Here is a 20,965-nt window from a genome sequence, read left to right as displayed (position 1 = left end):
ACTGGTGGAGTCATTTTCCCGCCCGGTCCCGTGGATCTTTATCCACTTCGAATCCGGGTTTTGCCAGCGAACCGCTGATGACGGTTTTGAGATTTTCAGGTGGGGAGACTGGCGGATCACGCCAGCGCGGCCCAATACATTCGTAAAACAAAGCCCACGGCACGCCGTGGGCTTTATTGGCAGTCAGTCAGGCAGCGCCTTACTGAGGCGACACTTCGGTTTTAGGTTTGCCGTTGTGCCACTCGTAAACCACGAATTTGAAGTCCTTCAGGTCGCCCTTGTCGTCGAAGCTCAGGTCGCCGGTAGGTGTCTTGAAGGTGCCTTTGTGGATGGCTTCAGCCACCTTGGCAGCATCTTCGGACTTGGCAGCCTTGATACCTTCGGCAATCACTTCAACGGCCGAGTAGGACGGGAACACGAACGGACCGCTCGGGTCTTCTTTCTTGGCCTTGAATGCATCGGCCAGGGCCACGTTGGCCGGATCCTGGTCGAAGGACTTCGGCAGGGTCACCAGCAGGCCTTCGGAGGCGTCCTTGGCGATCTGGGTGATCGAGTCGTTACCCACGCCTTCCGGACCCATGAATTTGGCTTTCAGGCCTTTTTCCTGGGCTTGACGCAGGATCAGGCCCAGCTCCGGGTGGTAGCCGCCGTAGTAGACGAAGTCGACGTTGGCTTGCTTGAGCTTGGCGATGATCGCGGAGAAGTCCTTGTCGCCGGCGTTGACGCCTTCGAACACGGCAACCTTGGTGCCTTTCTTCTCGAGGGTGGATTTGACGGCGGTGGCGATGCCTTCACCGTACTGCTGCTTGTCGTGCAGCACGCCGACGATTTTCGGCTTCACGTGATCGGCAATGTAGTTACCGGCGGCAGGGCCCTGGGCGCTGTCCAGACCGATGGTGCGGAAGACCATTTTGTAACCACGGTTGGTGATGTCCGGGCTGGTGGCAGCCGGGGTGATCATGATCACGCCTTCGTCTTCGTAGATGTCCGAAGCAGGCTGGGTGGAGCTGGAGCACAGGTGACCGACCACGAACTTGACGCCGTCGTTGACGACCTTGTTCGCAACCGCTACCGCTTGTTTTGGATCGCAGGCGTCATCGTATTCAACGGCTTCGAGCTTCTTGCCGTCGACGCCGCCCTTGGCGTTGATCTGTTCGATGGCCATTTTCGCGCCACTGAACTGCATGTCGCCGTACTGGGCTACTGGACCGGTTTTAGGGCCGGCGATACCGATCTTGATGGTGTCAGCTGCGAACGAATGGCTGGCAACCCCGGCCAGAACCATAGCGGCAAACAGTTTGGAAATCTGCTTAGTAGCCTTAGTCATAGTGCTCCACTCTTACTGTTGTATTTTTTTAGAGTCCTGACGCCGTAGCAGCAGAACCGGGACAGATATCTGGGCGATACCCTCCGGAAAAGCCCCCGGCAACTGTACCGGTACAGTGTAGAGCGCCGGTTGTTGGCCTGGGAAGCTGGCGCCAGGGGGCAAAACCTGAGGGTGTCGCTTTAATGAAAGAAAAAGACAGAATTGCGGCGGGACGTTCAAAGGGCTTATGCCCCAATCATCAGCATTCCTTGGCGTTCCTGCTCTTTTCGTTCGGTACGGCCTTTTGCAACCGGGTTTTTCTGCCGGACCACCGACGTTATCATTCGCGCCGATTTCTTTTCCGGACAGTCCCATGAATCAAGAACCTAGCACCCTCTATGCCAAGCTGCTTGGTGAAACCGCATCTATTACCTGGAAAGAGTTGGAGCGCTTCTATGCCCAGGGTGCCCTATTGTGGGTCGACGCCGGCCTGGATTTGATCGCGGTCGCCGAGGCCGTGGCATCGGATCATGGCGAGAAAGTCGCTGCCTGGCTGGCCGAAGACAAGGTCGCCAAGCTGTCTGAAACGCGGGCGCTGGATATCTTCGAGCGTGATCCCGAGATGTGGGCGGTGGTAGTCCGGCCGTGGATCCTGGTCCAGGAAAGGGCAGTGGTTTAATGGTTTGCACTTTGTTGGTGCTAGCTGTGATCGCGAAAAAGTGTGTAGCGGAGTAGCGTGATGGCCGATTGCCGTAGAGAAATGCCACAGGCGGGGGTGGCATAACGGTGACGTAAACGTAACGGGCACAGTTCAGTGAGCAGCCTGACGGCTGCTTAATTGTTTCGGGATGTTGGAAAAACTGAATAAACCGGGAATTTGAGCGCCTTATCGCGAGCAGGCTCGCTCCCACAGGAAATGCATTCCATTGTGGGAGCGAGCCTGCTCGCGATGGGGGCGCCTCGATCTGGTGTCAGACCGAGTAAGACTTGCCAGTATGGTTATTAAGGGAAATAACCTTGGTCTTGCCGATCCGGTGACGGTAGATCTCGCGCAGGTACTTGATCGACTTCTTCACGCAATCGCGCGACAGGCGAATGTCATTGATCGAGACAAACTTCTCTTTGTCGTTGATCAGTTCGCGGTACTTCTTCTCATACATCGGCTTGATCGCGTACCAGTTGGTATCGAGGATCTTCGCCGGGTTCTCGAATTCGTTGAGCAGGTCGTCGATGCGGTCCTCATCGAACTCTTCCTGAATGATGAAATCGAGGATCGAATTGTCCAAGGTCTCGTCGAATCGGTACGGGGTCTTGGCGAAGCAACGCTTGATGAACGCCACGATCAGCGTCAGGAAGTCGTCCGACAGGCACGGACTCTTGGCGATAAGGGTGGTCAGCGACAAGTTGGCGGACGCACCGATCACCAGCGCATAACGCTTGAGCGTGGTGTTGGGGAACAGGCTGTTGAGGTGAGTCTTCAACCGGTTCAGGTCCATGTACGACAGCTTGTAGTCTTTCGGCAGCGAAACGATCGAGACCACCGACGAGCAGTTCTTGAAGAAGTGCAGGTCGTGCAGCGCGGCCGCGTCGTAACCGGAATTCTTGTACTGCTCAAGCGAGGCGCGATAACGCTTGGACTCGATCGGCAACAGGCTGATGCCTTCGATGGCCTGGGTCACTTTATTGAAGTGCGGCAGGTCGATCGAGCGGAAGAACAGGTCGTCGATGTTCAGGCGCTGCGGCTCTTTGTCGAACACCTTGAACTTGTCGCTGCTCGGCGGCGGGGTTTCCGGCACCACGGATTCGGCGTAGGCAATCGCCACCGGGCCGGCCAGACTCATGAACAGGTCGTTGGCGTCCAGGCGAATGGTCTCGCCGATGTCGATGCCGGCGCGACGGAAATAGTTCTGGTCGTAGTCGGTCGTGACCGCCTGGGCCGTCAGAATGTTGAAGATCTGCTGCGAGATGTATTGGTTGGCGTGCTTCTCCATCGCATTGACATCAATGTTCTGGATGTTGCCGTCATCGCTCTCTTCGGCGTAACGCATGATGTCGTTGGAAATCAGCATCATCGCGTTCCATGGGCGGATACGGCCCATGACGCTGGCTTCGCTGCTGTCTTCGTTGGCGAAGTTGTACGAGAAATCCCATTCTTCCGAGAGGTATTTGCACAGCAGACGACCGGCGTTGATGTGCAGCGCCTCGGACATTTCGCTGCGGTGATCGGAAATGTTCGGCAGCACGCAGATGCCGCTGGTGAAGATCGGTTCGAACACGAAGGAATGACCGCTCTTGCCGTCATGCTCGTCCATCGGCTTGGTGTCGAACGTCTTGTTCATGTACGAGTGCTGCTGGGCCAGGCCGAATTCCGAGGCCATGCCCGAACCGGTACCACCGCCGGCACTGAAGATCGAGAAATACAGGCGCGACTGGTTGGCCTTGATGCCGCAGCTGTCGATCAGGTACGAGTGGATCATTTTCCAGTCGGGGCTGGAGAAACGCTGGGTGTCCTTGTTGAGGATGATCTTCGCCAGGTACTGGCCGAGGATCGGCGCGTTACCGGCGCCACCGGCGTGGACTTCCGACAAGTCCATGATCTTCATCTTGCTGTAGTCGCGCAGGAAACCGCTTTTTTCGCCCTTGCGCGAGAAACGGATGCGTCCGGCGATGTCCTTGTCGAGGTCGCCGAGCATCACCAGCGGTTCCACCAGGAACACCGGTTTGCTGCCCTTGTTCGGGCCGATCCGCAGGTTGGTCTTGATCCACTGGGCCGGGCTGTAGCCCTTGTCGGCCAAGCGACGATCGCTCGAAGGGCGATCCTCGTTGTTGAATTCGTTGAGGTAGAACTTGCGCGCGTTGTACACCAGCTCCGCCACATCGAGGGCGATGTTGGAGCCGCAGCGACCGAGGCCGATCAGGCACACCGACGGGAATTCCTGATCGTTGTGCTGTTCGTTGTCGCCTTCCAGGTGCGGCGGGCGCGGGAACACCAGGTCACGCAGGCCATCGAGGTTGTCGAGGATGCGGTCTGTGTTGGTTTCGGTGAAGTACAGGTATTGCTGGGTACCCAGCGGGCGCGAGGGTGGCAATGGCTTCATCGGGGCAGGGCTGTTCGCCGCAGGGCTCAGAGTCAGATCGGATACCGCAGTGGCCGGATTGTTTTTAGAAGTCATTGTGCGCCATATACCTGGACTGGTTGGATCAACGACCGCTGTCGTCGAGCCTCACGGAATGGGAATCTCGCGTCTTTTTTCTGCGCGTATTTGGCCCGTGCGTCAGGGTTATGGCCTGAGTGTCGCGCGGGGGAATCCTTTCCTGATTGATGATGGATCGGCCATTATTCGGCGATCTTTAATCAAAAGGAGGCTAAATGATGTCAACGCGACCTTCGTTGGGATTTGCCGGAATCGGCCTGATGGGCCTGCCGATGTGCCGCCGTCTGCTGGCCGCCGGTTATTCGCTGACCGTGTGGAACCGCAACCCGGCCAAATGCGCGCCGTTGGTTGAGGCCGGCGCCCGGCAGGTGGCGACCCCCGCTGAACTCTGTGCACAGGCTGACGTGGTGATGCTGTGCCTGGCCGACACGGCGGTGGTGCGCGAAGTGGTGTTCGGTCCGGCCGGCGTGGCTGAGGGGGCGAAACCCGGTCAGTTGCTGGTGGATTTTTCCAGCCTTGAACCGACGGCCACCCGTGAAATGGCCGCCGAACTGGCCGACAAGGCAGGCATGGCCTGGCTCGATTCGCCGGTGTCCGGCGGGGTGGTCGGGGCCGAGGCCGGCAGCCTGGCGATCATGGTGGGCGGTGATGCAGCGGATCTTGATCGCGTACGACCGGTACTGCTCGAACTCGGGCAGCGCGTCACGCACATGGGTGGCGTCGGCGCCGGTCAGGTAACCAAGGCCTGCAATCAGATGATCGTCGCCTGCAACGCTTTGGTGATCGCCGAAGTGGTGGCGCTGGCCGAGCAGGCCGGGGTCGATGCCAGCCTGATTGCCGAAGCGCTGGCCGGTGGTTTTGCCGATTCGAAACCGTTGCAGATCCTCGCCCCGCAAATGGCCGAAAGCCTTTTCGAACCGGTGAAGTGGCACGTGCGCACGCTGCTCAAGGATCTGGATACCGCGGTGAAATTTTCCCGGGAAACCGGCTCGGCCACACCGATCAGCGGATTGGCCGCACAACTGATGCGCCTGCATGGGGCACAAGGTTTTTTGCAGAAGGATCCAGCGACACTGGTGCAAATGTACCGCGCGCCAGACTCAGCGGATTGAGCACGTGCGCGTGTTTGCGCTGGTTGATTTCCTCCAGCACCGGGCGCAGTTCGGCCAGTGGCACCGGGCGGCTGAGCAGGTAGCCCTGAATGAAGTCGCAGCCCGAGCGCTCAAGAAACTCGTATTGCTCCAGGCTTTCGACGCCTTCGGTGACCACCTGCAAATGCAGAGTGTGCGCCATGACGATGATCGCCTGGACGATTTCCATGTCGGCGGTGGCCTTGGGAATGTCGAGGATGAACGAGCGGTCGACCTTCAGGGTGTTGAGCGGCAGGCGCTTGAGATAGGCCAGCGACGAATAGCCGGTGCCGAAGTCGTCGATCGACAATGACACGCCGAGGGCGCGGATCTGCCGCAGCAGCACCAGGGTATTGGCGATGTTGCCCATCAAGGCGTTTTCGGTGACCTCCAGTTCCAGCCGTTCCGGGGCGACCCCGGCGCTGCGCAAGGCGTGCTCGATTTCATTGGCCAGTTCTTCCCGGGCCAGATTCAGCGGTGAGCAGTTCCAGGCGATCTTCAGCTCTTCACAGCCATGGCGCGACAGCTCGCCGAGATCTTCACAGGCTTTGCGCAGGACCCAGTTGTCGAGCTCGGCAATCAGGCCGTTGTTTTCGGCGATGGCAATGAAGCGATCCGGGGTGAGCAGGCCGTGTACCGGATGCTGCCAGCGGATCAGCGCTTCGAGCTTGGTGACCTTGCCGGTCTTGAGTTCGAAGATCGGCTGGTAATACAGCAACAGACCGTTCTCCTGACGCAGCGCGTGGCGCAGTTCTTCCTCCAGTTGCAGTTCGAGGCTGGCGCGGTTTTTCAGGTTGGAATCGAAAAAGTGCACGCCGTTGCGCCCGGCGCCTTTGGACTGGTACAGCGCCAGATCCGCATGCTTGAGCAGTTCATCGCAGGTCGAGCCGTCCTCGGGAAACAGGCTGATGCCGATGCTGGTGGTCATCACCATGCGTCGTCCGGCCAGTTCGATCGGTTCTTTCATCTTGAGCATGATGCGCTGGGCCAGATTGCGCGCTTCTTCGCGGTCGCGCAGGCCGATGAGGATGCAGAACTCGTCGCCGCCGAATCGCGCCACCACGTCTTCATGGCTGCGCACCGAGCCCTTGATGTGCTGGGCGATGACCTTGAGCAGTTCGTCGCCGGCGTCATGGCCGAGGCTGTCGTTGATGCGTTTGAAGTGGTCGATGTCGAGAAACATCACCGCCAGCATCCCGCCTTCGCTGGTTTTCTGGCTGAGTTTTTCAGCGAAGATCTGATTGAAGCCGCGCCGGTTGATCAGGTTGGTCAGGGCGTCGTAGTTGGCCACGTGCTGCAGCGACATGCGCGCCTGATCGAGCTGGCTGAGCAGGGCGTTGACCCGGCGCAGATCGTGTTCCTTGTTCTGCAGCTTCTTGTCGGCCAGCGCGGCGCTGATTGCGCTGCCCAGGATCAGCAATGTGATCAGGGCGACGGTGAGGCCCAACTGCAAGTGACTGGATTGCGACGCCAGGGTCGGCAATTGCCCCTCGGGCAGCACCAGTTGCAGCGCCGCCATGCCGGTGAAATGCATGCTGAGGATGCCGGCGCCGAGAATCAGCGCGGCCAGGTATTTGAGCATCTGGATGTGCAGGCCACTGCCTTCGCGCAAGTTGCCGGCGACCCACAACGCCGCGAAGCTGGCGCCGATGGCGATCACGATCGACGACAGGAACAGGGTGGGCTCGTAGTAGGCCGTGGCGGCGGATTCGATGGCGGCCATGCCGACGTAGTGCATGCCGGCGATGCCGAGGCCGATGACGATGGCGGTCTTGAGGTATTGCAGCAGACTCGGCTGCGGATGGCTGAGGGTGTGCATCGCCAGCCAGGACGCCAATAACGCGATCACCAGAGAAAACAGGGTCACGGGCAGGTCGTACTGAATGTCGATCGGCGCCTGGAACGCCAGCATGCTGATGAAGTGCATGGCCCAGATGCCGCCGGCCAGGCAGGTTGCGCCGATCCAGCGCCACAGGCGTTGCGAACCGGGCTCTTCAGCGTGGACGACCCGTTCGGCCATGTCGAGGGTGGCAAAACTCGCGGCGCAGGCAACCAGATAGGCCACCAGCACCAACAGGGGATTGTGTGTGCAATTGAGGATGAGCTGCCCGCTCTCCGGCTGCTCGGCAACAAATTGCAAACCAAGCCACTCCATAGCATGCCCCGTCTCTGAATACGTCCTTACTGCGTCATCAACGCAGGCGAATGTTTGCAGTATAGAGGCGGTTTTTGCCGTGCAAGCGGTAGTGGCACATTGGCGCTAATGATTTCGGCATTAGCGTCATAGCGTTTGGCTCTAAGCGTTGAAGCGCCTGAATTCAGGCGACTTCGTTCCAGTGCGGTTGCAGCGGTGGCAGGCCGAACCGGGCACGTGCCTTGTCGCAGTCGGTATTCTGTTCGCCGTTTTCCCACGACGCTTCGAACTCCCGGCAGGGGCTGGAACGCTTGTCGTAGATCGTGCAACTCACGGCTGTTCCGACTTCGCCTTCCAGCGCGGTGCAGCGCGGCGCCTTGCGGTCGGTGCCGATCATCGCGACCCGGCTGGGCGTGATCTGGGTGACCAGTTCATCGGGTACGGTCCCGCCGGAGGATGCGCATTCACCCCAGAAAAATGACACACGAAAATGGGAACAGCAGGCACCGCAATTCAGACACGGACTGACTTCGGACATGGGCGGGATATCAAAGGGGTTGATCGGCAGGATCCGGACGGATCCGGCGGCCATTCTAGGCTTCGCCACGGCGTTGGGAAGGGGGGCGAGAAAGTATTTTTTCATTGCCGGATTTTTCTGCAAAACCCCCGGTTTTCGGGGGATTCGAAGCATTTCAAGGGCTTACGTTTCGTTACACGGCCATGGCCCGTCATCAGGCTGGCGAATGATCACAGACAGCCCCGACGAGCGTGACTAGATTGCAGGTTCCGGGCTCGATGCGTTGGCAGTGAAGCCCTCATAACAATAAAGAGACGGACCCATGCAGAACTCGACCCAAGCGGCGAATGCCTGGCGCATTCTGTTCCTGCTGTTCCTTGCCAACCTGTTCAATTTCTTCGACCGGACCATTCCGGCGATCATCATCGAGCCGATCCGCATGGAATGGCACCTCAGCGATTTTCAGCTGGGGATCGTCGGCACCGCGTTCACTCTGGTTTACGCGATTGCCGGATTACCACTGGGCCGCCTGGCCGACACCGGTTCGCGCAGCAAACTGATGGGCTGGGGCCTGGCGACCTGGAGCGCGCTGACGGCGGTCAACGGTCTGGTCGGCAGTTTCTGGAGTTTCCTGCTGGTGCGCATGGGCATCGGCATTGGTGAAGCCAGTTACGCGCCCGCCGCCAACTCGCTGATCGGCGATCTGTTCCCGGCCCATCGCCGGGCCCGGGCCATGGGCATTTTCATGCTCGGCCTGCCGCTGGGGCTGCTGCTGGCCTTCTTCACCATCGGCTGGATGGTCAAGGCGTTCGACAGCTGGCGCGCGCCGTTCTTCATCGCCGCCGTGCCGGGGCTGGTACTGGCGGTGTTCATGTTCTTCATCAAGGAACCCAAGCGCGGCGCGGCGGAAACCGTGCAGGTGTCCCAGGAGAAAGTCGACAAACCGATCCGCCGCGTCCTCGCCGTGCCGACCTTCCTGTGGCTGGTGATGGCCGGGCTGTGCTTCAACTTCGCGACCTACGCCTGCAACTCGTTCCTGGTGCCGATGCTCCAGCGCTATTTCCTGATGCCGTTGCAGGACGCGGCGGTGGCGACCGGGGTGATCGTCGGTGTGACCGGATTGATCGGCCTGACCCTCGGTGGCTGGATCGCCGACAAGATTCACCAGCGGGTGGCTAACGGGCGACTGCTGTTTGCCGCGTTCAGCCTGATCATCTCGACCCTGTGCACGGCGTGGGCGCTGCATGCCGGGCGCATCGAGATCGGGGTGTTTGTCGCTGTGTTCAGCGTTGGCTGGCTGTTCGCCTACAACTTCTACACCTGTGTGTACACGGCGATTCAGGACGTGGTTGAACCGCGACTGCGGGCCACGGCGATGGCGCTGTTCTTTGCCGGGTTGTATTTGCTCGGTGGCGGCTTGGGCCCGGTGGTGGTCGGTGGTTTGTCGGATCACTTCGCCAAGTCGGCGATGGCCTCGGCGGGCGCCGAGCAGATGACCGAAGCCTTCAAGGCCGTCGGCCTGCATGATGCGATGTACCTGATTCCGGTGGCGCTGTTCCTGACCATGGTGTTCCTGTTCCTCGCCTCGCGCTGCTTTGTGCGGGATGCGAAGCGGATGAAGGACGGGATGGTGGCGGTGGTTGAGCCGCAGAGTCAGGCCGTTACCGCTTGATGACCTGCATCGCCTGATCGTTCCCACGCTCTGCGTGGGAATGCAGCCCGGGACGCTCTGCGTCCGATTCGAGAACTGGAACGCGGAGCGTCCCTTGAGGCATTCCCACGCGGAGCGTGGGAACGATCAGTGAGGGGGGCAGACAAAAAAAGGCCCGCATCGCTGCGGGCCTTTTCGTTTTTGGCGATGGAGCAGGGCAGTTTAGCCCGCCACCAGCACCCGGATCGCTTCCAGTCGCAGCGCGGCCTTGTCGAGCATCGCCAGACCTTGTTCACGCTGCTTGCGCAGGGCATCCAGTTCGCTGTCGCGCACGGTCGGGTTGACCGCTTGCAATGCGGTCAGGCGTGCCAGTTCTTCGTCGGTGTCGGCTGCCAGACGGCGGCGGGCCTCGGCGACGCGCTCGGCGTGGCGCGGGGTGACCTTGTCTTCACCGGCGTTGATCCGTGGCGTCAGCTGATCGCGCTGGGCCTGGATGAACTTGTTGGCGCTGGCGCGCGGCACGCTTTCCAGTTGATCGTTCAAGGTCTCGAACGCCACGCGCGATGACAGGTCGTTGCCGTTGGCGTCGAGCAGGCAGCGCAGGGCGGCCGGCGGCAGGTAACGGCCCAGTTGCAGCGAGCGTGGGGCAACCACTTCGCTGACGTAGAGCAGTTCCAGCAGCACGGTGCCTGGCTTGAGCGCCTTGTTCTTGATCAGCGCAACGGCGGTGTTGCCCATCGAACCGGACAGCACCAGATCCATGCCGCCCTGCACCATCGGGTGTTCCCAGGTGATGAACTGCATGTCTTCGCGTGACAGCGCCTGGTTGCGGTCGTAGGTGATGGTCACGCCTTCGTCGTCGCCCAGCGGGAAACTGGCGTCGAGCATCTTCTCGCTCGGCTTGAGGATCAGGGCGTTTTCCGAATGGTCTTCGCTGTCGATGCCGAACGCGTCGAACAGGGTTTCCATATAGATCGGCAGGGCGAACTGGTCGTCCTGTTCGAGGATGGCCTCGACCAGCGCTTCACCTTCGCCGGCGCCGCCGGAGTTGAGTTCCAGCAGGCGGTCGCGACCGGTGTGCAGCTCGGCTTCCAGGCGCTCGCGCTCGGTGCGCGCCTCGTCGATCAGCGCTTGCCACTCGCCGTCGTCGGCCTCTTCGAGCAGCGGCAGCAGGCGCGAGCCGAACTGATGCTGCAAGGCGTTGCCGGTCGGGCAGGTGTTGAGGAATGCGTTCAGTGCTTCGTGATACCACTGGAACAGGCGCTCTTGCGGGCTGGTTTCCAGGTACGGCACGTGCAGTTCGATGATGTGCTTCTGGCCGATCCGGTCGAGACGACCGATCCGCTGTTCCAGCAGGTCCGGGTGCGACGGCAGATCGAACAGCACCAGGTGGTGGGCGAACTGGAAGTTGCGACCTTCACTGCCGATTTCCGAGCAGATCAGCACCTGTGCGCCGAACTCTTCGTCGGCGAAGTAGGCGGCGGCACGGTCACGCTCGAGGATGTTCATGCCTTCGTGGAACACCGTGGCCGGGATGCCGGAGCGCACGCGCAGGGCATCTTCCAGGTCCATCGCGGTTTCGGCGTGGGCGCAGATCACCAGTACTTTGGTGCGCTTGAGCATCTTCAGCTGGTCGATCAGCCACTCGACGCGCGGGTCGAATTTCCACCAGCGTTCTTCTTCGCTGGCGTCCGGCTGGGCCTGGAAGCTGACTTCCGGGTACAGCTCGGCGTGTTCGCCCAGGGGCAGTTCGAGGTATTCGTCCGGGCATGGCAGCGGGTACGGGTGCAGTTTGCGCTCCGGGAAACCCTGCACGGCGGCGCGGGTGTTACGGAACAGCACGCGGCCGGTGCCGTGGCGGTCGAGCAGTTCACGCACGAGGCGGGCGCTGGCTTCGGTGTCGCCATCGTTGACGGCGGTGAGCAGGGCTTCACCTTCGTTGCCGAGGAAACCGTGGATGGTCTTGTGCGCGGCCGGCGACAGGCGACCCTTGTCCAGCAGCTCCTGAACGGCTTCGGCCACCGGGCGATAGTTTTCGCTCTCGGCGCGGAAGGCGGCCAGGTCATGGAAACGGTTCGGGTCGAGCAGGCGCAGACGGGCGAAGTGGCTGTCCTGACCGAGTTGTTCCGGGGTAGCGGTGAGCAGCAGCACGCCGGGAATGACTTCGGCCAGCTGTTCAACCAGCGAGTATTCCGGGCTGACTTTCTCTTCGTGCCACACCAGGTGGTGGGCTTCGTCGACCACCATCAGGTCCCAGCCGGCAGCGAACAGGGCGTCCTGCGCCTTTTCATCGTCGACCAGCCACTCCAGTGCCACCAGGGCCAACTGGGTGTCTTCGAACGGGTTGGTGGCATCGCTTTCGATGAAGCGTTCTTCGTCGAACAGCGCGACCTGCAGGTTGAAGCGGCGGCGCATTTCCACCAGCCATTGGTGCTGGAGGTTTTCCGGCACCAGGATCAGCACGCGGTTGGCGCGGCCCGACAGCAACTGGCGATGGATCACCAGACCGGCTTCGATGGTCTTGCCCAGACCCACTTCGTCCGCCAGCAGTACGCGCGGCGCGATGCGGTCGGCGACTTCACGGGCAATGTGCAGCTGGTGGGCGATCGGTTGCGCACGCACGCCGCCCAGGCCCCAGAGCGAAGACTGCAACTGGCGGCTGGTGTGTTCCAGAGTGTGATAACGCAGGGAGAACCACGCCAGCGGATCGATCTGCCCGGCGAACAGACGGTCGCTGGCCAGGCGGAACTGAATGAAGTTCGACAGCTGGGTTTCCGGCAGGGTGACCGCTTCGTTCTGTGCGTTGAGGCCGTGGTAGACCATCAGGCCGTCGACGTCGTCGACTTGCTGGACGGTCATCTTCCAGCCTTCGAAGTGAGTGATCGAATCGCCCGGCGAGAACCGCACGCGGGTGAGGGGCGCATTCCGTAGCGCGTACTGGCGAGTCTCGCCAGTGGCCGGGTAAAGCACGGTCAACAAGCGGCCGTCCTGTGCCAGAACGGTGCCTAAACCAAGCTCTGCTTCGCTGTCACTGATCCAGCGTTGCCCCGGTTGATACTGCTGCGCCATGCTGCCTGACTCCCACCTTGAAAAAGCGGGCTATCTTAACGGAATGAGGGCCCGAGGCCAAAGGATAAGGAGCGGTAACGAGCTTTTGGCTGCACGCTGCAAGTAAGGCAAATGTGGTCATCTGTCAGTTTTACGCAGGGCCGGGGCACCTGTGAGTGCCAACCCGGTCACAAGTTTGCGACAGATGGTTCAAGGCAACCTCGCCCCAGCCGATAGCTTGCTGACAGGAGACCCTTCATATGCTGCCACCGATGCTCCCCCTGAGCGCCGTGCCGATCACCTCCCAGCAGGATCCGATCCGCCAGCGACCGGACATTCCCCCTGTGGTGCCGGTGCAGGAAAGCTCCAACGAAAGCACCATCGACCTGCAAAAGCGCGACCCGGAAGAGGACGGCTATCTGCTGCGCGAAGAGCAGCGCCGCCAGCAGGAACGCGATCGCCGCCGCCGCGAAGCCGACGACGACCCCGAAGCGCACCTCGCCGTTCCCGGCACCGAACTCAATGCCGACAACACTGTGCCGGTGGCGCCGCTGATGGACGATCAGCCGCGTCAGGGGCTTTGGGTCGATATCGAAATCTGAGGCCGGGCGGCCAGCTCCGTCAGGTTTTCCAGCAACACGTCGATCTCTTCTTGTGTGTTCAAGTAGCTCACCGCCACCCGCGCAATATTTGTCAGCCCGCGCGCCTGCATGTCCAGCGGCGTGTAGGCCACGCCATTGGCGCCGATGTTGATTCGTCGTTCGGCCAACGTCTGTTTCAGCGCCACGCTGTCCCAGCCTTCGAGCGTGAAGGCGATCAGCCCGGATTGTTGATTGGCCGCGCCGAGGTCCCGTAGCGTCAGTCCGGGAATCGCCTTCAGGCGTTGGCGCAATTCACTGCTCAGCTGTTCGATCCGTTGGCGGATGGCGATCGCGCCGAGGCGGTTGTGCTCCTCCAGCGCATTGGTCAACCCCGCCAGCAGGGCCAGCGACACCTCGCTGGTTTCAAAGCGCCGCGCGTCGTCACGCAGGGTAAATCGCTTGCCGTCCCACGGCGCCGACAATACATCGCGTTGCACGGGGAGCAGCCGTTGCAGAAATTGCGGCCGAATGTACATCAACGCCGTGCCGCGCGGCCCGCGCAGGAACTTGCGTCCGGCACCCTTGAGCACGTCGCACTGCAAGGCCTGGACATCGCAGGGCAACTGTCCCAGTGCCTGGCCGGCGTCGACGAAATAAGGGATGCCGTGGCGCCGCGCGACATTGCCGATCTGCGCGGCGGGGTTGATCAGACCGCCGTTGGCCGGCAGCCAGGTCAGGGCGATCAGGCGTACCTGGCCGTCGATCATCTGCGCCAGGGCTTGCGGGTCGACCGCGCCGTGGGCGTCACAAGGAATCACTTCGAGCCGCGCGCCGGCCTTCACCGCTTCGGCCATGCACGCCAGGTTGCCGGCCCATTCATGGCGACCCACCAGAATCCGTTCGCCGGGCTGCCACGGCCCCAGCGCGTTGAACGCCTGGCTCCAGGCCGCCGAGCCGCTGCTGGCGAAGGCGATGTCTTCGGGCTGGGCGTTGAGCAGGGCGGCGGCCGCATTGCGCGCGCGTTCCTGGACCCGGTTGTCCGCTGACTCCATCGGCCCGCCGAGTGCTTCGCGTTGCAGCTGTTCGATCACCGCATCGAGGGTGGCCTGGCTTGGCAGCGAGGCGCCGGCGTGGTTGAAGTGGATCACCTGGGCGCAGCCGGGCGTGGCGGCGCGCAGACGCAAGATGTCGTCGATGTTCACGGCTTGAGCTCGAAGATCGCGTCGATTTCCACCGCGACGCCGGCCGGCAGGCTCGCCACGCCGACCGCGGTGCGCACGTGTCGGCCCTTGTCGCCGAGGGCGTTGACCAGCAGATTCGAGGCGCCGTTGGCGACGACGCCCTGAGCCTTGAAGTCCGGCGTGGCGGCCACGAAAACCCCGAGGCGCAGGATGCGCACCAGCTTCGACAGGTCATCGCCCAGCGCATGGCTCAACTGGGCGAGCAGGCCCAAGGCAGCCAGTTCAGCGGCGTTGGCGCCTTCTTCGTCGGAGATCGCTTCGCCCAGTCGTCCGATGAACGCAGGTTTGCCGTCGAGCAATGGAATCTGCCCGGAGATGAACAACTGGTTCTGGCTGACCACGTGGTTGACGTAATTGGCGATCGGCTGGCTCGGCTCGGGCAGGCGCAGGCCGAGTTGTTGCACGCGTTGGCTGAGGGAATCGGTCATGGGAAGTCCTCCTGAGTGAGGGCTTCAGCATGTTGGGGCGAGCGAAGGGCGACAAACGGATAGATTTAATCCGACGCATCCAAAAAGCTCATGCGTTCGCGGTTTCCTCCAGCCATTCGCAGAAACTCTGCGCCGCCGGCGTGGGCGGGCGTTGCGGCGTGACCAGCCAATAACCGATCTCGCCGAGCATCGGCGGGGTGTCGAAGGCCGGTACCAGCGCGCCTTCCTTGATCCGCCGTTCGATCATTCGCTGGCGACCCATGGCAATGCCCTGACCGGCGACGGCCGCTTCGACGACGATGTTGTAGTCGTGGAGCATGACGCTGGGCACATGAGCCAGATCGATGCCGCTGTGTTGCTGCCAGTCGATCCATTCGAACGGCTGGTGCGACTTGGCCATCAGCAAGGGGCCGTTGGTCACGCCTTTGGCCTTGAAGGCCGGGCTGCAGACTGGCGTCAGGGTTTCAGCCATGAACCGCCGGGCCTGGACTTTCGGCCAACCGCCCTTGCCGTAGCGGATCGCCAGATCCACCTCGCCGGCATCGACGTCGGCCAGTTGCACGGCGGGCAGCAGTTCGACATGGATGTTCGGGTATTTCGCGTTGAAGTCCGCCAGACGCGGCGCCAGCCACAAGGTGGCGAAGGAGGCGAGCAGGCCGATGCGCAAGGTGGTGGGGCGCTCGCCGCGCAGGTCGTGGGTGGCGGCGGCAATCGCGGCGAGGGCCGGCTCGATCTGCCGATAGTAATGTTCGCCGGCGGCCGTCAGATCGATCGCCCGGGTGCGGCGCACGAACAGTCGCTGATCGAGGAATTCTTCGAGTTTGTGTACCTGATGGCTGATCGCGCTTTGGGTCACCGACAGCTCATCGGCAGCCTTGATGAAACTCAAATGACGGGCCACGGCCTCAAAGGCACGCAAGGCCATCAGCGGTGGCAGGTCCTGATGCAGGGGCACGGCGCAGATCCTTCGGGTTCAGGGCGAGGCGCCGATTGTGCAAGCAAATCCGGTGGGCGGTACATGAAATGTTGTAGAGGGTTCAGGTGAGTGGCTGGTCAGCGTTCGCGCCAGGCCGCATTATTGGCGCAGTCCTGCCGTTGAAGCGGCAGTTGTGATTCAGTCCAAGCGATGCACCGAACGCCATGAGCCAAGACGACAAGCTGATCGACCTCAACACCGAACGCGCCAAGCGGGTTCATGACCTCAACGAGAAGCGCCTGAATGAAGTGCGCCAGGCTTTCGAGCAGGCCATGCCGTTGGGTAAACCCAAGAAAAAGCCGAAAAACAAACCGAAAAAGCGTTGATCTCCCCTGCATCCGTTGATGCAGGTCAGTTATTTCCCTTCCTTTCCTCCTCTCTGTGACCGGCATTGATCCCGGTCAATTCCTGCGCCTGCCTGATTGGTTAACTTAGTTCCATCGCAGCAAAGCAGGGGCCAGGAGGCCAGTCATGTTTTTCGATAACGTGGTGTTTGCCGGGGTCCTGACTGTGGGGCTGATGGTTCTGTTTTTTGCAGGGTTTGGATTTTTTATCTGGAAGGATGCGAACAAGCGCAAGAAGCCTTGATTCTTCCGGGTTTGATGAGCACGCAAGGCATTTTGGGCAACTTCGGTTGCCCTTTTTTTTGTGTCTTGGCGGCCTTTGGGCCGACCATGCTCTTGGGGTTTTGGGTGAATATCCGTTTCTTCGGGGGGTGCGGCTGGCGGTTTCGCCCTTACGGCGAGTCCCTTTTTCAGACGCCAAAAAGGAACCAAAAGGCTGGGCCCCGGCGTTCGGCACCTCGCTTTGGCTCGGTGTTCCTTCGTTCCGGGATTCATCCGGGGGCATCGCCTACGGTTTGCTTCGCTGCACCTCCTCTCGATGCATGCGGCTTCGCCGCACGGTCGCTGCGCTCCCACCCCCGGATAAATCCCTCCACTCAGCCTTCCGATGGGGCCGGCACGTCAAGAGCGGTACTCGAGCTAACGCTCATCGTGTTGAGTGGTTAGAGGCGAAAAGCGACTGCTTTTGCTTTGATCGTTCCCACGCTCCGCGTGGGAATGCAGCCCGGGACGCTCTGCGTCCCATTTCTGGAAGCAACAAAAAAGGCGTGATCCTCTCGAATCACGCCTTTTTCATTTCAGCGGTCTATCAGCTACCCAGCGCCTTCGATGCCAGCCAGAACAGGCCGGCCGACAGGGCCACGGTGGCTGGCAGGGTCAGGACCCAGGCCAGCAGGATGGTTTTCACCGTGCCGCCTTGCAGGCCGCTTTTGTTGGCGACCATGGTGCCGGCCACGCCCGAGGAGAGGACGTGGGTGGTGGACACCGGCAGGCTGAAGATGTTGGCCATGCCGATCAGGCTGGCGGTGGTGATCTGGGCCGACATGCCTTGCGAGTAGGTCATGCCTTGCTTGCCGATCTTCTCGCCGATGGTCAGTACCACGCGTTTCCAGCCGACCATGGTGCCCAGGCCCAAGGCCAGGGCGACCGCCAGAATTACCCAGAACGGGGCGTATTCGGTGGTGGTGGTCAGGTCTTTGCGCAGTTTGTCCAGGTCAGCCTTTTCACGCGGGGCGAGGCCTGGCAGTTTGCTGACTTTCTTCGCAGTGTCGTCCAGGCAGAGCAGGTAACGACGCACTTCGATGCGGCTTTCCGCGGACAGCGAGTGGTAGTCGGCTACGCCTTTGAGGGTGTCGAGCAGGGCGGCGATGGTCGGTTCGGTCTGTTGCGGGTTGCAACGGAATTTCTCCGGCAGGTCGCCTTCCACGCTTTTGCCCAGGGCCAGGAATTCACCCAGGGTGTCGGCGTTGCGCTTGTAGAACTGGCTCAGGTGCAGGGTCGCGTCGCGAGTGCGTTCGATCTGGTAGGTGGTGCTGTTCAGGTCGAGTACGAACTGCGCGGGCACGATACCGATCAGTACCAGCATGATCAGGCCGATGCCTTTCTGGCCGTCGTTGGAACCGTGCACGAAGCTCACGGCCATGGCCGAGATCACCAGGACCAGGCGGTTCCAGAACGGTGGGTGCTTCTTGTCGTCGATCTTGCGGCGCTGTTCCGGCGTCTTGTGCATCTTCGACAGCGGACGCCACCACTTCAGGCCGATCAGCACCAGCGCGGCGATCAGGAAGCCGGCCATCGGCGAGAACACCAGCGAGGCGCCGATATCGATCGCTTTCTGCCAGTTGACGCCGTCAGCCAGTGGAATTTCGTTGATCAGGGCGTTGGCCAGGCCGACACCGAGGATCGAACCGATCAGCGTGTGCGAACTGGAGGCCGGGATACCGAAGTACCAGGTGCCCAGGTTCCAGGCGATCGCGGCGGCGAGCAGCGAGAACACCATTGCCAGACCATGGCCGGTGTTCACGTTGATCAGCAGTTCTACCGGCAGCAGGTGCACGATGGCATACGCCACGCCAACGCCGCCCAGCAGTACGCCGAGGAAGTTGAACACGCCCGAGAAGAACACCGCCAGATGAGGCGGCATCGCTTTGGTGTAGATAACAGTGGCTACCGCGTTAGCGGTGTCATGAAATCCATTGATGAACTCGAAGGCGAGGACAAATGTCAGGGCGAGCAGGAGGCTCACAAGCACCCAGGCATCCAGTCCGCTGAATAAATCGATCATGAAGGTTTTCTGACCCGGTCATAAGGGGGCGCGATTATGCCAGAAAAGACTGGAAATCGATCCCCTACCTGCTCATCGGTAACATTCTTCAACGAATTAATTTGTGTCAGGGGGCATTACCCAAGCTTTTTGCAGGGTTTTGCAAGGTGTTGATTTGGTTGATAAAAATTTGAGACGCCGGCGGATTCGCCAGTTGTCGGGAGGGGACTGAAACTTGTGTGAAATATCTGAGAAATGCGTCTGACATGCTCCAGACCTGTGCAATACAGGGGAGTTGGCCGCTGCCCGCGGGTAGCGGGCGCGCAAGGCATCGTCAGTCCACCGTGCTTGTAGCCCGGTGAGTACGCTTACCTTCGGAAGGTGCAAAGGACGGCTTCAAGGCTCTTCGGCTTTGAGTTCCTCTTCCATTTTTTTCAGTTCTTGCTGAAAGACCTGATCCTGAACGGTAGGGCGTTTACGCCAGGCTTTGCGTTCTGGTTCGGGCTGGGCGGCGTAGGTGGTGACTTCCCCGCCGTAAACTTCCTTGTAACGTTGTTCCTGGCGCTCAAGTTCCGCGCGCAGTTCGTCTTTCGTCACAGTGCTACCTGTATGAGTTGAGATAAATGTCTGGTGAAACGCACTGCAACGAATCATTTAACCGGTTCATCAACAAGCGCTTGCCCGGACAGGCAGCGGTGTTGTCGGGAAGACGGTCAGGACTTCCATGTTGCAGGCGGCTACGGCACCAGATTAAAACTGACGCAGCATCAGTTTCCTGTTTCAGCGAGCGCGCTGGCGGTGCATGAGTAATGAGCGTCAGGCGCTGGCCGGGGCCGGCAGCGATGGACATCGCGCCAGCGGGTGGCACCGTCGGCAAATAAGAGCGCGGTGTCACTGAGGTGCATTATAGCGGCCGAATCGGGATTGACTATCTTTGCCAAGTTAAAAACGGTTCCGGATGTGTGATTGTTTTGTGACGTGCAACTTTCATCAATAGTTGCATCGCCGTTGCGCAGTGTTTGATTTCTGGCGCCATTTAGTCGGACAACTAAGGCGCTTAAACCACACCGGCGTTCCAAGTTCAAATCTGTTCCGCACAACCCAAACGAGTAGGTGAGGGCGATTGCGATTATCGGTCGACGGTTCGATAATCGCCCGGTGTTGGCGGTCTGTCGCTTGTGTATCTGCCAGCGAGCCGCTTGTATAGCCGTTGATCCGAACAAGAAAAAAAGGACCTGACATGAACGATCAAATGCGCAATTCCTTCACCTCGGTAGCGCCGCCGATCGTCGCTTCGCCGGCCAAGCGTATCCAGGCCCTGACCGGCGACCCGGATTTCATGACCTCCCTGGCCCGTGGCCTGGCGGTGGTGCAGGCGTTTCAGGAGCGCAAGCGCCACCTGACCATCGCCCAGATCAGCCATCGCACGGAAATTCCCCGCGCCGCCGTGCGCCGTTGCCTGCACACACTGATCAAGCTCGGCTACGCCACCACCGATGGGCGCACTTATTCGCTTCTGCCGAAAGTGCTGACCCTCGGTCACGCCTATCTGTCGTCGACGCCGCTGGCGGTCTCGGCCCAGCCGTATCTCGACCGCATGAGCGAGCAACTGCACGAGGCCTGCAACATGGCCACGCTGGAAGGCGACGACATTCTCTACATTGCCCGTTCGGCCACCACCCAGCGTCTGATTTCGGTGGACCTGTCGGTGGGCGGGCGCTTGCCGGCGTACTGCACGTCGATGGGGCGAATCCTGCTGGCGGCGCTGGACGACACCTCGCTGCGAGAATATCTCGACCACGCCGAACTGGTGGCCAAGACCAGCCGCACGATTCACACCCCCGACGCCTTGCTCGAATGTCTGCAGGAAGTCCGGCAGCAGGGCTGGTGCATCGTCGATCAGGAACTGGAACAAGGTCTGCGTTCGATTGCCGTGCCGGTGTATGACGCTTCCGGCCAGGTGGTGGCCGCGCTCAATGTCAGCACCCACGCCGGTCGTGTCAGCCGTACCGAGCTCGAGCAGCGCTTTCTGCCGGGCCTGTTGAGCGCCAGTCGCGACCTCAGTGCGCAATTGTTTGCCTGATGAAGCTGTTCGATAAACGCACAGAGTTGCGTTTATCGAATTGACGCTAAAACCCCCGGATCATTAATGTCGCGGCAGCGTCATCCGGCACGAATGTGAATGAGCCCG

At 60.9% G+C, this 20,965-nt stretch carries 17 protein-coding genes; 7 read left to right on the top strand and 10 right to left on the bottom strand.

What is annotated here, in order from left to right; translation table 11 throughout:
* Positions 1–199: 199 nt before the first annotated feature.
* Positions 200–1,327, bottom strand: coding sequence for a branched-chain amino acid ABC transporter substrate-binding protein (locus CAF80_RS02705; protein WP_039771394.1), 1,128 nt, complete (start codon positions 1,325–1,327; stop codon positions 200–202).
* 352 nt (positions 1,328–1,679) lie between these two features.
* Between CAF80_RS02705 and CAF80_RS02695 the strand changes: the two genes are divergently transcribed.
* On the top strand, positions 1,680–1,985 hold the full coding sequence (locus tag CAF80_RS02695) for a DUF2288 domain-containing protein (RefSeq protein WP_085666815.1): 306 nt from the start codon (positions 1,680–1,682) through the stop codon (positions 1,983–1,985).
* A gap of 292 nt (positions 1,986–2,277) precedes the next feature.
* On the opposite strand, the gene CAF80_RS02690 is transcribed toward CAF80_RS02695, so the two are convergent.
* The gene (locus CAF80_RS02690) at positions 2,278–4,479 is read right to left on the bottom strand and encodes a hypothetical protein (RefSeq protein ID WP_074691419.1); all 2,202 of its coding nucleotides are present in this window, start codon (positions 4,477–4,479) and stop codon (positions 2,278–2,280) included.
* Between the two features lie 197 nt (positions 4,480–4,676).
* Here CAF80_RS02690 and CAF80_RS02685 point away from each other — a divergent pair, with 197 nt between their 5' ends.
* Positions 4,677–5,573, top strand: coding sequence for an NAD(P)-dependent oxidoreductase (locus CAF80_RS02685; protein ID WP_170844888.1), 897 nt, complete (start codon positions 4,677–4,679; stop codon positions 5,571–5,573).
* Here CAF80_RS02685 and CAF80_RS02680 read toward each other — a convergent pair.
* Together CAF80_RS02680 and CAF80_RS02675 are read right to left on the bottom strand one after the other, a co-directional pair.
* Complete coding sequence (locus CAF80_RS02680) at positions 5,464–7,746, bottom strand: bifunctional diguanylate cyclase/phosphodiesterase (RefSeq protein WP_074691425.1); 2,283 nt, start codon at positions 7,744–7,746, stop codon at positions 5,464–5,466. The genes CAF80_RS02685 and CAF80_RS02680 overlap by 110 nt on opposite strands.
* A gap of 163 nt (positions 7,747–7,909) precedes the next feature.
* Entirely contained in the window at positions 7,910–8,263 is a 354-nt protein-coding gene (locus CAF80_RS02675; RefSeq protein ID WP_039771496.1) for a YkgJ family cysteine cluster protein, read from the bottom strand.
* A 301-nt stretch (positions 8,264–8,564) separates the two neighbouring features.
* On the opposite strand from CAF80_RS02675, the gene CAF80_RS02670 reads away from it, so the two are divergent.
* Positions 8,565–9,914, top strand: a complete 1,350-nt coding sequence (locus tag CAF80_RS02670) for an MFS transporter (protein WP_039771403.1) — start codon at positions 8,565–8,567, stop codon at positions 9,912–9,914.
* A gap of 201 nt (positions 9,915–10,115) precedes the next feature.
* Here CAF80_RS02670 and rapA read toward each other — a convergent pair whose 3' ends face one another.
* Positions 10,116–12,962: an RNA polymerase-associated protein RapA gene (gene rapA, locus CAF80_RS02665; RefSeq protein ID WP_039771405.1), complete on the bottom strand. Its 2,847-nt coding sequence runs from the start codon at positions 12,960–12,962 to the stop codon at positions 10,116–10,118.
* Between the two features lie 239 nt (positions 12,963–13,201).
* Between rapA and CAF80_RS02660 the strand changes: the two genes are divergently transcribed.
* Positions 13,202–13,543 carry an aspartate-semialdehyde dehydrogenase gene (locus CAF80_RS02660; RefSeq protein ID WP_074691426.1) on the top strand — a complete coding sequence of 114 codons (342 nt, stop codon included), beginning with the start codon at positions 13,202–13,204 and terminating at the stop codon, positions 13,541–13,543.
* Here the strand turns inward: CAF80_RS02660 and CAF80_RS02655 are convergent.
* The 3 genes from CAF80_RS02655 to CAF80_RS02645 all read right to left on the bottom strand — a co-directional run bounded on the left by CAF80_RS02655 (position 13,513) and on the right by CAF80_RS02645 (position 16,146).
* The gene (locus CAF80_RS02655) at positions 13,513–14,724 is read right to left on the bottom strand and encodes an aminotransferase class V-fold PLP-dependent enzyme (protein ID WP_085666814.1); all 1,212 of its coding nucleotides are present in this window, start codon (positions 14,722–14,724) and stop codon (positions 13,513–13,515) included. The two genes, CAF80_RS02660 and CAF80_RS02655, sit on opposite strands and share 31 nt — an antisense overlap.
* Complete coding sequence (locus CAF80_RS02650) at positions 14,721–15,191, bottom strand: RidA family protein (protein ID WP_074691428.1); 471 nt, start codon at positions 15,189–15,191, stop codon at positions 14,721–14,723. Before CAF80_RS02650 ends, CAF80_RS02655 begins: the two co-directional genes overlap by 4 nt.
* Before the next feature lie 88 nt (positions 15,192–15,279).
* Positions 15,280–16,146 carry a LysR substrate-binding domain-containing protein gene (locus CAF80_RS02645; RefSeq protein WP_085666813.1) on the bottom strand — a complete coding sequence of 289 codons (867 nt, stop codon included), beginning with the start codon at positions 16,144–16,146 and terminating at the stop codon, positions 15,280–15,282.
* A gap of 185 nt (positions 16,147–16,331) precedes the next feature.
* Here CAF80_RS02645 and CAF80_RS28815 point away from each other — a divergent pair, with 185 nt between their 5' ends.
* A complete protein-coding gene (locus CAF80_RS28815) occupies positions 16,332–16,493 on the top strand; it encodes a hypothetical protein (protein WP_007959203.1) in 162 nt (53 codons plus the stop codon).
* Positions 16,494–16,638: 145 nt separating this feature from the next.
* Positions 16,639–16,755, top strand: coding sequence for a cytochrome c oxidase subunit CcoM (ccoM, locus tag CAF80_RS29150; protein WP_007959205.1), 117 nt, complete (start codon positions 16,639–16,641; stop codon positions 16,753–16,755).
* Positions 16,756–17,319: 564 nt separating this feature from the next.
* Here the strand turns inward: ccoM and CAF80_RS02640 are convergent.
* On the bottom strand, positions 17,320–18,795 hold the full coding sequence (locus tag CAF80_RS02640; RefSeq protein WP_039771417.1) for an inorganic phosphate transporter: 1,476 nt from the start codon (positions 18,793–18,795) through the stop codon (positions 17,320–17,322).
* A gap of 375 nt (positions 18,796–19,170) precedes the next feature.
* The gene (locus tag CAF80_RS02635; RefSeq protein WP_007957826.1) at positions 19,171–19,371 is read right to left on the bottom strand and encodes a hypothetical protein; all 201 of its coding nucleotides are present in this window, start codon (positions 19,369–19,371) and stop codon (positions 19,171–19,173) included.
* Between the two features lie 643 nt (positions 19,372–20,014).
* On the opposite strand from CAF80_RS02635, the gene pcaR reads away from it, so the two are divergent.
* A complete protein-coding gene (pcaR, locus tag CAF80_RS02630) occupies positions 20,015–20,857 on the top strand; it encodes a pca regulon transcriptional regulator PcaR (RefSeq protein ID WP_007917109.1) in 843 nt (280 codons plus the stop codon).
* The last annotated feature ends 108 nt before the right edge of the window (positions 20,858–20,965 follow it).

The organism is Pseudomonas sp. B34(2017) (assembly GCF_002112915.1).
GTDB classification, from domain to species: Bacteria; Pseudomonadota; Gammaproteobacteria; order Pseudomonadales; family Pseudomonadaceae; genus Aquipseudomonas; species Aquipseudomonas pharyngis.
This window is presented reverse-complemented; position numbering and strand designations above follow the sequence as displayed.